10 protein-coding genes and 3 pseudogenes are annotated in these 10,796 nt (G+C 62.2%); 7 read left to right on the top strand and 6 right to left on the bottom strand.

The genetic code is table 11. The annotated features are described in order from the left end of the window. The coding region (locus JCM25143_RS19565; protein ID WP_199897884.1) for an adenosylcobinamide-GDP ribazoletransferase at window positions 1-299 on the top strand (299 nt) is incomplete at its 5' end. 76 nt (window positions 300-375) lie between these two features. Then, complete coding sequence (bluB, locus tag JCM25143_RS12965) at window positions 376-1,014, top strand: 5,6-dimethylbenzimidazole synthase (protein WP_025861514.1); 639 nt, start codon at window positions 376-378, stop codon at window positions 1,012-1,014. A 79-nt stretch (window positions 1,015-1,093) separates the two neighbouring features. Here bluB and JCM25143_RS12960 read toward each other — a convergent pair whose 3' ends face one another. Then, on the bottom strand, window positions 1,094-1,678 hold the full coding sequence (locus JCM25143_RS12960; protein WP_025861513.1) for a histidine phosphatase family protein: 585 nt from the start codon (window positions 1,676-1,678) through the stop codon (window positions 1,094-1,096). 225 nt (window positions 1,679-1,903) lie between these two features. On the opposite strand from JCM25143_RS12960, the gene JCM25143_RS19560 reads away from it, so the two are divergent. From JCM25143_RS19560 to JCM25143_RS12945, 4 genes are all read left to right on the top strand, one after another. After that, entirely contained in the window at window positions 1,904-2,446 is a 543-nt protein-coding gene (locus JCM25143_RS19560) for a MarR family winged helix-turn-helix transcriptional regulator (RefSeq protein ID WP_051543359.1), read from the top strand. Next, window positions 2,436-2,675, top strand: coding sequence for a hypothetical protein (locus tag JCM25143_RS22445; RefSeq protein ID WP_159101650.1), 240 nt, complete (start codon window positions 2,436-2,438; stop codon window positions 2,673-2,675). The genes JCM25143_RS19560 and JCM25143_RS22445 overlap by 11 nt, the downstream gene beginning before the upstream one ends. Then, window positions 2,597-4,705 carry an FUSC family protein gene (locus JCM25143_RS12950; RefSeq protein ID WP_081773584.1) on the top strand — a complete coding sequence of 703 codons (2,109 nt, stop codon included), beginning with the start codon at window positions 2,597-2,599 and terminating at the stop codon, window positions 4,703-4,705. Before JCM25143_RS22445 ends, JCM25143_RS12950 begins: the two co-directional genes overlap by 79 nt. A gap of 195 nt (window positions 4,706-4,900) precedes the next feature. After that, window positions 4,901-5,515: an acetate uptake transporter gene (locus tag JCM25143_RS12945; protein WP_025861511.1), complete on the top strand. Its 615-nt coding sequence runs from the start codon at window positions 4,901-4,903 to the stop codon at window positions 5,513-5,515. A gap of 142 nt (window positions 5,516-5,657) precedes the next feature. Here the strand turns inward: JCM25143_RS12945 and JCM25143_RS12940 are convergent, their stop codons facing one another. Beyond that, window positions 5,658-6,689 (bottom strand): enoyl-CoA hydratase/isomerase family protein, encoded by a 1,032-nt coding sequence (locus JCM25143_RS12940; protein WP_025861510.1) that lies wholly within the window; start codon window positions 6,687-6,689, stop codon window positions 5,658-5,660. A gap of 73 nt (window positions 6,690-6,762) precedes the next feature. Between JCM25143_RS12940 and JCM25143_RS12935 the strand changes: the two genes are divergently transcribed. Then, window positions 6,763-7,257: a flavin reductase gene (locus tag JCM25143_RS12935; protein ID WP_025861509.1), complete on the top strand. Its 495-nt coding sequence runs from the start codon at window positions 6,763-6,765 to the stop codon at window positions 7,255-7,257. An 80-nt stretch (window positions 7,258-7,337) separates the two neighbouring features. On the opposite strand, the pseudogene JCM25143_RS19555 reads toward JCM25143_RS12935, so the two are convergent. From JCM25143_RS19555 to mtnA, 4 genes and pseudogenes are all read right to left on the bottom strand, one after another. Continuing rightward, window positions 7,338-8,332: pseudogene (locus JCM25143_RS19555) on the bottom strand (cysteine synthase A). Window positions 8,333-8,441: 109 nt separating this feature from the next. Continuing rightward, window positions 8,442-8,995, bottom strand: a pseudogene (locus JCM25143_RS24230) (DUF2272 domain-containing protein). Between the two features lie 465 nt (window positions 8,996-9,460). After that, on the bottom strand, window positions 9,461-9,973 hold the full coding sequence (locus JCM25143_RS12920) for an aminoacyl-tRNA deacylase (RefSeq protein WP_025861508.1): 513 nt from the start codon (window positions 9,971-9,973) through the stop codon (window positions 9,461-9,463). Window positions 9,974-9,978: 5 nt separating this feature from the next. Further along, window positions 9,979-10,796: pseudogene (mtnA, locus tag JCM25143_RS19545) on the bottom strand (S-methyl-5-thioribose-1-phosphate isomerase); the annotation flags it as partial.

The raw sequence follows: 10,796 nt of genomic DNA, 5'->3' as shown, positions 1-10,796 counted from the left end.
CCCGCATGCTCTACCCCCTGCCCCGCCGCCCCTTTCTGCTTGCCCTGCTTGGCGCTTTGCTTTGCGTGCTGGGGGCCGCCTTACTGGGCTGCATCATACACCCCATGCCTGCCGCCAGTCTGGCCTCCATGCTGGGCGCACTGCTTGTTGCCGCCCTGACTGCCGTGCTGACAGCCAGAGCTGCCCTGCGGATGCTGGGCGGCTATACGGGTGATGTACTGGGTGCGTGCGCCGTACTGACCGAAACACTGGTGCTGGTCACCCTTGCCACACTGGCACAGATACCCGGGTTTTTCTGACCCCGCGCCGTATGGCCAGCCCCCTCGTGCATACAGCCCCGCTTGCGGGAAATCCCGCTACCCCGCATGATAAGGCATGACCGCACCTGTCTTTTCCGCCGCGGCGCAGCGTGATTGGGAAACTCTCCTGACATGGCGGCGCGATGTCCGGCACTTTCTCACGCAGCCCCTCCCTGATGGCCTGCTTGAAACTCTACTCCACGCCACCTGTCTGGCACCCTCTGTCGGGCTGAGCGAACCATGGCGGTTCGTGCGCATAAACACCCCCGAGCGCCGCGCGGCTATCCGGCAAAACTTCATTCGCTGCAACAGCCGCGAACTCGAAGGCCGCAGCGGAGAGGACGCCCATCGCTACGCAACACTCAAGCTCTCGGGGCTGGACGACGCGCCGCACCATATCGCTGTCTTCTGCGACCGCGCACCGGCTCAGGGCCGTGGGCTGGGCCGTGCCACCATGCCCGAAACCACCACATGGTCAGCCGTTATGGCTGTACATACTTTCTGGCTGACGGCCACGGCCCATGGTGTGGGGGTAGGCTGGGTTTCCATTCTGAACCCGGCAGAAGTGACCGCAACCCTTAGCATAGACCCCAACTGGCAGTTCGTGGCCTATCTCTGCGTTGGCTATGCGCGCGAACCCGCCGCAACCCCCGAGCTGGAACGCCGGGGCTGGGAGCGCCGCAACCCCGCACGCCGCCGCTGGATCAACCGCTAGGCCACCCACAGCCCTGACGCAGCCCCTTCCGTCAGGCTCCACAATGTGGCTCGAAAGAGCCGCGTTCACACAGGAGCAGTCAGGAATGCGCTGCGACTGACTGCGCCTCTTCCTGCACAGTCTGCGTCACCTGCCACAGCCGCGCCGAACCTTGCGGCATGGAGGGGCGCAGCAGGTCAGGCCCATGCCCTTCGGCCAGTGCGCTCAGCACCCTCAAGGGGCCACCGTGGGAGACAACACAGGCCGCCTTGCCCGCCTCGCGCATCTCCCGCCAGAACGCCCGCACCCGCTGGCGCAGGGCCTGCCCGCTCTCACCACCGGGGGGCGTAAAATGCTCCGGGCTGGCTGCCCAGTCGTCCAGTGCGGCCCGGCCGATCTCCTGCCAGCTCTTACCTTCCCACTGCCCGAAATCAAGCTCGGCCAGCCGCTCATCGACCCGCAGTTCCATCCCCGTGGCCGAGGCAAGCCGCTGGGCCATATGCAGGCAGCGCTGCGCGGGCGAGGTATGCACCACCCGTCCGCCTACACCACGCGCCAGCACTGACAGGCCGGAAACTATTTTCTCCCAGCCGGGATGCAGCACCACATCCGTACGACCGTAGCAGACACCCTGCGGCACCTGCACACGGGCATGCCTGACCAGCAACAGGGAAAAAGACTGCATGTTTCATCCTTCCTCAGCACCGGAGTCGAACAAAGCACGTCTTGCGGGCGATGGGCACTCAAAACGTTCTGATCACATCGGCATAGCAGGGCCGCCATATGGCCCACACGGCCCGTCGCCTGCGTGTGAAGGGAGGGGTGATTGACCAAAAGTGGAGGCTGGCTATATATTATAACTAAATATTTTTCATATCAAATATATCCATCCTAACACTCAGGGGCCGACATGACTGAAGCGCGCGCCAGCATCACGCTGGACGAAACCCGTTTTCCAGACATGGAACTGACCCTGCGCATCATGCGGCTGGCCACGTTATGGCGCACCCGGCTGGACCGCGCCCTGCGCCCGCACGGCATGACCATGGCGCTAATGCGCCCGCTGGCCTACCTGACCATGCTGCCCGATGGCGCAACCCAGAGCGATCTAGCCTGCGCCATGAACGTAGACTGCTCGGCTCTGGTACGGGTGCTGGATATGCTTGAAAAACAGGGGCTGGTCTCGCGCCAGCCAGACAGGCAGGACCGGCGGGCCAAACGCCTTATGCTGACACAGGCCGGGCAGGCGCAATGCGCCCTGTTCCACCAGATCGCGACCGGGTTGGAACACGAAAACCGCGCCGCCCTGCCCCCCGAGACCATCGCCACCCTGATTACAGGCCTGACAACCCTGCTGGCCAGCCCGGACCCGGCAACCGAAGCGCTGCAAAACCCACTGCCTGATACCACCCCGCACGCAGGCCCGGGACAGGAGCACACCCATGCGCCCTGATCCGCAGGCCACGCAGCACGCACTCCCCGCACTGGCCGGCTGGCACAGCCTGTCGGCGGGGCTGTCACGCCTGCTGAGCCTGACCCCTTTTGGCGATGAAGCCGCTGGAAAGGCTTTCTCGCAACCAGCGCCTATGCGGGGCGGGTTTTCCTGTCCATTGGCATTGCGGTGTTTCTGGCTTTCCTGTTCCAGCTCCAGTCCCCCATCAGTGCGGCCACCACGGTCATGATCGTGGCCAACCCCACCGTGGGGGCCATGGTTTCAAAAAGCCTGTGGCGTATCATCGGCACGCTAATTGGCGCGACCATCAGCGTTGGCATCATGGCGGCCTTTATCCAGTCGCCCGTGCTCTATTTCATGGCGCTGGCGGTGTTTGTCGGCATTGCCTGCGCGGTAGCGACCTTTCTTCGCTATTTCCGCGCCTACGCTGCCGTGCTGACGGGCTATACCATCGTCATCATCGCCTCTCCCGCCTTTGCGGAGCCCGAAGGCATTTTCCTGTCCGCCATGAGCAGACTTTCGGCTGTTACGGTCGGGGTTGTGGTTACAGCCTGCGTGTTCATGATTACCTCTCCGCGCAAGCCGGGCAATGTCATGACCGGGCTGGGCGGGGCTTTCCGCGATACGGTGCGGCATGCCTGGCTGTTCCACTCGGCTGAAAGCAGCCGCACGGCCACTGTGCCAGCCGATGCGCTGGAACAGCTTGAAAACGCCGAGCGCACAGCCAGCCTGACCAGCTTTCGCGCTCTGCCCCAGCCTGTTTATGACAGCCGCAGCAAATTGCTCGCCCATATGGCCGGTCTGGCTCCCGCGGTTGAATATGCCGCAACAGACGACCCGGACATGCTCGCGCGCGTGCGCAACCTGCGCCTTGCCCTCAGTCGTCTGACCGGGCTGATTGTCAGCTACCACCCCTACTGGCTGAGCCTTGAAGAAGCCGGGCAAGAAACCCACGCCATTCATGCCCAGATGGCCGACACGCTGGCCCGCCTGCTGGAACTGACCGAAAACCCCGCATGGCTGGAAGACCCAAGCCCCCTGACAGCCTGCCTGCGCGAAGCGCTACAGGCACTCGAACGACTGGCCCATGAACCGCAGCCCCCCGCCGTACTGGCAGCACTAGACAACACGCGCGACACGCTGGTGCAGATGGATCTGGCGCTGCACAACCTGACAAGCCGCGCCCCGGTCAAATCCGGGGCGGATATCCAGCCCTATCTCGACTGGCCTACCGCTCTGCGCAACGGTGCGCGCGGCACACTTATTGCCATGCTGGCCGGGCTTTTATGGTATGTTTTCCACTGGAGCACCGGCCCGCTGCTGATTGTCTATGTAGTTGCGGCCTCCAGCCTGCTGTCCACCGCCCCTTCCGCCGCCAAGGCCAGCCCGATGATGGCCGCTGGCACGGCGCTGGCTGTGCCTATGGGTTTTCTGTGCCACATGCTGGCCCTGCCCCGCATAGACGGATACCCACTGCTATGGCTGACGCTGTGCCTGTTCCTGCTGCCCGGCGTGTGGTTTCAGTTCCACCCGCGTTACAGTCTGGCCGCCTTTGGTTACGCCGTGTTTTTTACAATGATGCTCTCCGTCAACAACCCGATTGTGTACGACGATATGGAGCTGACCAATAACTGGATGACCATGTTTGCCGCCTGTGCCCTGCTGGCGGTGGTGTTCCGCGTTATTCTGCCAGCCGACCACCGACTGGATGCGGCGCGCCTCGTCTCATCCCTTGTTCGCGCGGTGCAGCATCTGGCGAATGCCCCCACACGCGGGGGCATGCAATGGGTTGCATGGGAGGGCATGCAGCTTCAGAAAATCTCCCGGCTGATGATGCGGCTTTCCTTTGTGCCCTCGGGGCTGGACCGCCAAGGCTACACGGATGCAGCCTTTACCGTGCTCTCGCTCGGGCGGCTTATCGTGCGGCTACGCTGGAACGTGACTCATGCCGGGCTGGACCCTCAGGCGCGCGCAGCGCTGGAAACCGCCATGCTGGCATTTTCCAGCCTGCACACAAACCCCGCCGCCACAGCGCAGGCGCTACGCCATGCCGCCCACCAGATCGAAACCATAACCACGGAAGAAAAAGGACTGGTCATCAACCGTGATCGCGTTGTGTCCTGTCTGGAACAGGCGGCCAGCATCATTCTGGCTGTGCCGGGGTTCTTTCATCACCATGGCCCTATCCATGCTGTGGCGGAACCCGCTTCAGCTCAGTCCGGAGCACCTGTCATTGCGGTGACCATCATGCCCCGATAAAAATACGATTTCGAAACGATGTGGTTTTTCCATGAAATTTTACACGGGGCTATACAAATTCAGGAAAGTTCCTCAACAACAGAGTGTACTCAATGAATTTAATTTTATCAGCTTAAAGCCGTTTTTAAAGAACTGGAACGCCGTAGCGCTTTTATAGATATGTCATAGAAACAATTATCAATAAGAAGACATATCATGGCGCATTCAGGTGACTCTGCTCCCAAAAAAGCCAACCCTGCCCCGCTTGGGCTTGTCGGGTTCGGCCTGACCACCATCCTGCTCAACCTCCACAATTCGGGCCTGCTGCCCATGGGATCGGCCATTCTGGCCATGGGTCTGGTGGTGGGCGGAGCCGCCCAGATTCTGGCGGGCCTGCTTGAATACCCCTCGGGCAACACTTTCGGGCTGACGGCTTTCGTCTCTTACGGTGCGTTCTGGATTTCGCTTGTAGCCCTTATTGCCCTGCCGCATACCGGCATCGTACCGGCCAGCACCCCGGCCATGGTCGGCAGCTACCTGCTGCTCTGGGGCCTGTTCACGCTGTTCATGTTTGTGGGCACGCTGCGGGCCACCCGCGCGCATCAGGTCATTTTCGGCTCACTTGTCGTTCTGTTCGCCATGCTGGGCCTTGCGGAACTGCTTGAAATTCCCGGCCTGAGCATTGTTGCCGGGTATGAAGGCCTGTTCTGTGGCTTCTCTGCTGTGTATCTGGCCGCCGCCGAAGTGCTGGAAGCCCAGTTCGGCCATGATGTGCTGCCGGTTGGCCGCCCTGCCCCGGCCCCTGTGGTCTATACGACTGCGGCTGCCTGAGCCGGCCCAACACGGTCGCCCCCATCAAGCCACGGCCCTCCCGAACTCTCCCGTGGCTTGTGCTCCCCCGGCTGGTTCTTCCCGCCGGGGGAGGCCGAAAAACACCGCAGTTGCGCTTTTTCGGCCTATTTCCCTTTCTGCCTTACAATACGTGCAACGCCTGCAATACCGGGGCTGGAATATCCGCCAGACGGGCAGGCTGCCACACCGGCGCGTTATCACGGTCTACCAGCCGGGCACGAATACCCTCTGCAATGTCAGGGCGTTCAAGCACCAGCCGCACAAGGCTACGCTCCACATCAAACGCGGCATCCAGCGTGTCCACCTGTCGGGCGCGGTGCCAACCATGCCATGCGGCCTCAAGAGAAAAGGGGCTGGCACGGCGCATGTCTTCCAGATCCTGCTGGGCCTGTGGCAGGTCGCATGCCTGTAGCCGCTCCATAACCTCCGCAACCGTGGCGGCCGCATAGCACTGCTCCAGTTCAGGCGGAAGCGCCACAGCCGCTTTGGCTGGCGCATCAGACTGAACGGACGCAAAAACCTGCTCTGGCAGGGTGTGAGCCAGTGCGGCCCGCAAACTGTCCAGTGCCTCTGAATGGGTATGAATATCCGCCAGCCCCATGGCTACGGCCTGCGCCCCATCCATACGCCCTCCTGTAAGGGCCAGCCGCAGCCCGGCAAGGCCCTGCGTGCGTGAAAGCAGCCACGAGCCACCAGCATCAGGCACAAGCCCTATCCCGGTTTCGGGCATGGCCAGCACGGAGCGCTCTGTCACCACGCGCCACGGCACATGACAGCCAAGCCCCACACCGCCCCCCATGGTAATACCATCGAGAAACGACACGACAGGCTTGGGGTAGGCAGCAAGCTGGCGCATGGTGTCATAAGCTTGGTCCATCAGCGCGAAAGCTCGCCCAACGCCTTGGGCCAGCAGGGCCTCGCGGATAGCCCGCAAATCTCCACCTGCGCAAAAAGCCCGCGGGCTGCTGCTTTCAATCAGCACCACCTGCACGCTGTCATCATCCCGCCAGGCATCAAGCGCCCGACTGATACCCTGTGCCAGCCCTGCATCCAACGCGTTGAGCTTCTTTGGCCGGTCCAGCACCAACCGCCCCATATGGCCGACCCGCGAGACCGCAAGGCCCTCCACCTCCGAAAGAACAGCTTCCGTCATTGCTTTCCTCCTTGTTTCATGCACAAAACAGCACCGGTAACGGGCACATACCCTGATATAACAAGGAGAGCAGATGTCGGCTCCACAGACCAGCGCCTATCGTGATGCCATGGCCAGACTTGGCGCAGCTGTGAACGTGGTCACCACCGGAACTCTGGAAAACCCCGTGGGCTTTACCGCCTCGGCGGTCTGTTCCGTAACGGACACTCCGCCCACCCTGCTGGTATGCCTGAACCGGACCAGCCGTGCGCGCGAGTCTTTCCATATTGGAGCGCCTTTGTGCGTGAACGTGCTGTCCTCCGCGCAGGAAGAGCTTTCAGGCCACTTCGCCAGCGCCAACAGCATGGCAGAGCGCTTTGCCCTCGGCCACTGGGATACGCTTGCCACCGGTGCCCCCGCCTTGCAGGAAGCCGTAGCCAGCTTTGACTGCATTATCAGCCAGATTGTCGAAGTCGGCACCCATAGCGTGCTGTTTGGTACGGTGCAGGCCCTGCGCTCGAACGATGAAGCCGACGGTCTGGCCTATTTCAGGCGGGCCTATCATATCCTCAAGCGCATTCTGCCCTGAGCGCAGGCGCTTGCAGCAAGGGTAACAAAAAAGGGGCCAATGGCCCCTTTTTCTATCCGCTATCGCTCAGCAGGCCCTATTCAGCCTTCGGTCCCCGCCATCAGCCAAGGTGCGACCGGCAGGTTTTTCTCCTGCAGGAAAGCCGGGTTGAACAGCTTGGATTCATACCGCGCCCCGCCATCGGCCAGAATGGTCACAATCCGGTGCCCCGGCCCAAGCCTGCGCGCCGTACGAATGGCCGCCGCGACATTGATGCCCGAAGACCCCCCGACTGAAAGCCCTTCCTCACCCAGCAGGCCGTAAATCACGTCCAGCGCTTCGGGGTCGGGAATACGTTCTGCATCGTCAATCGGTGCGCCTTCGAGGTTACCCGTCACACGCGACTGGCCAATCCCTTCGGTAATGGACGAACCCTCAACCGACAGATCCCCATTTTTGACCCAGCCATACAGGCCCGAGCCTTCAGGGTCCGCCAGCACGATCTGCGGGGCTTTGACTCCATCGCGCTTTGCCGCGTCATGCAGGCCCAGCGCCGTGCCCGCCAGCGTACCGCCGGTGCCGCACGCACAGGTAAAGGCGTCGATCCGCCCGCCCATCTGCTGCCAGATTTCCTGCGCTGTGGTAGCGCGATGGCCTTCACGGTTGGCCAGATTATCGAACTGGTTAGCCCACACCCAGCCATTTTCCTCAGACAGCCTGCGCGAAACATGCACATAATTGCCGGGATCGCGATACGGCTTGGCCGGAACCAGCCGCAGGTCAGCCCCGATCATGCGCAGGAAGCCGATTTTTTCGCGGCTCTGGGTTTCGGGCATGACAATAACGCAGCGATAACCCCGCGCATTGGCCACCAGCGTCAGCCCGATGCCGGTATTACCCGCCGTGCCTTCACCAGTGTGCCACCCGGCTTGAGAATGCCGCGCTTTTCGGCGTCCTCTATAATAGCCAGCGCAGCGCGATCCTTGACCGACCCGCCCGGATTCATGAACTCGGCCTTGCCGTATATCTCACAGCCCGTGGCCTCTGACGCGCGGCGCAGGAGCACCAGCGGCGTTCCCCCCACAGCGGCGGGCATATCGGCAGAAAGAGTTTTCCAGCCGGGATGAGAGGGAGAAACGGCGCAATCGGTCATCAGCTCTGCCTTGAAAATACTGTCTTTGCGTACGGACCCAACAAAACCCGGATTACTGGCCTGCATCCGGTTCCTGTTCGGCGTCATATACCACCTCGAGCACCGCGCACCAAGGATAGCGCGGGTCATAACTGCCTGATGGCGCGGCCAGCAGACCGTTGCTGTCAACCGGCACATGGGTCAGGGCCACGGCGTCATCTATGTTGCCGCCAACAATGCTGATCTGCTGGCCAAAAGGCTGTCCCCTCTGCCCTGTAGCCACCACATAACCGCAATGCGCCGGAAACCCGTAGCTGTCGGCAGGCTGGAAAACCGCACCGTGGAACGGCTGGCCCCGCGCGCCACACATACCAGATCACCCGGACGGGGAGCATATTGCGCCGGATCATGCGCCCGCAGCACAGGTGACTGCCCGGCCGCAGCCGCATTGATATAAGTGGCGTGGTTGGGCGAATACGGAAAGCGGTCATTCGCCCCCGCCACACGCATGACATAGGAAATAAACGCAGCCGACCAAGCGTAGCTGCCATCCTGCTCGAACCGGAACAGCCCGCCATTGGCGTCATGCTTGCCAGTCCATGCGGACTCTTTCATGTCCGGCCCCATGCCGATCCACCAGTATTCCCCCACGCGCTGCCACAGCCCCGGCGCGCGCTCGGGCTTGATGGCGGCACTTTCGGGCTCGGGCCTGTCCTGCGGGTTGTCATCATTGACCGGGCTGCCGAACAGCCGCCACTCGCGCATGGCGATAGCCACCACATCCTGCCGGTTGAAAGGCTCGTAATTCCGGGTGGCGAAATCCGGCACATGGCCACCATAGTTTGAAGACGCGGCACCCGGCCAGTGTCCGTGTGCGACCGGAGCCGAAGGGCTGGTTGCACAGGCGGCAAGACACAGCGGAGCCAGAAGAACGGCGTAAGGCGCGCGCGACATCGTTTTTCCTACCAGATCAGTGGCCTTGGTACGGTTTGCTCGGTGCGGCTGCCCCGCAGGGCGGGAGTGGCGCACCCTCCCGTAACCCTGCCACCATGGAACATCCGCCCCGGCCTGTCCATTGAACACCAGCGCGCCTCAGCCCGGCGGCGTGCTGATTTCCGCCAGAACACCCTGCACGCAGCGCAGTGCATCCTCAGGGGCGAGTTCCACCACCAGTCCGCGCCCGCCGCCATTGATATACAGCCTGTCCAACCCGGACAGGCTGGAATCAAACACCACAGGCAGGGTGGCATGCCCACCAAAAGGGCTGATCCCGCCCACCTGAAAACCGGTCAGAGCTTCTGCCCGGTCTGGCGGCAGCATGCGGGCCTTCTTGCCCCCGAACAGGGCGGCCAGCCGGTTCAGGTCCACGCGGTGGTGCACCGGAATAGCCGCGCAGACGACCTGTTTTTTATCGATCTCGGCCAGCAGGGTTTTGAACACATGCCCCTGCTCCATGCCGATACCCGCCGCCGCATGCAGCCCAACCTTACCCGGTTCGGAAACATACTCGTAATCATGCATGACATAAGCAATGCCATGCGCGCTCAAAAACCGGGTGGAGGGCGTATCAAAACGTTCAGACGCCGCCTCACCCTGCGTTTGCATATCGTTCAAACAGCCTGCTCCTGCTGGCCGAATTCAGGAAAGAGCGAAAGCAGGCCCGCCTGTGTTGCGGGGCAGCAGCCCTTTTCCGTAATCAGCCCTGTTACCAGCCGTGCGGGTGTGACATCAAAAGCCGGATTGGCGGCACCACTCCCATCGGGTGTGATCTGCACGCGGGTGATGTTACCCGCTTCGTCCCGTCCGCCAACATGCGTCACTTCCGAAGCCGCACGCTCCTCAATGGGAATTTCCCTGATACCATCTGCAACCGTCCAGTCTATGGTAGTGGAAGGCAGCGCCACCCAGAACGGCACATCATTATCCCGCGCGGCAAGCGCCTTGAGATATGTGCCAATTTTATTGGCCACATCGCCAGAACGGGTCACGCGGTCGGTGCCGACAATAACAATATCCACCTGCCCGTGCTGCATCAGATGCCCGCCCGCGTTATCCGCGATTACGGTATGCGGCACACCATGGCTGCCCAGTTCCCATGCTGTCAGGGCAGCGCCCTGATTGCGCGGGCGGGTTTCATCAACCCAGACATGCACATCCAGCCCTTCGTCATGCGCCATGTAAATCGGTGCGAGCGCCGTGCCCCAGTCCACCGTGGCAATCCACCCGGCATTGCAATGCGTGAGAATATTCACGCGGCGGCCACCGGCCCCGAGCGCGCGCAGCAGTTCCAGACCATGGCGACCGATGGCCTCGTTCTGGGCGGCGTCTTCATCGCAGATCAGCCGGCCTCGGCATAGGCAGCGGCCACGCGCTCAGCAGGGGCGAGCGGGCGCAGGCGCGTCAGCATTCTTTCAATGGCCCAGCGCAG

It is taken from the genome of Acetobacter papayae JCM 25143, assembly GCF_000613285.1.
In the GTDB taxonomy this organism is placed as follows: domain Bacteria; phylum Pseudomonadota; class Alphaproteobacteria; order Acetobacterales; family Acetobacteraceae; genus Acetobacter; species Acetobacter papayae.
The sequence above is the reverse complement of the archived record's forward strand: the minus strand, read 5'-3'. Positions and strand labels throughout refer to the sequence as shown.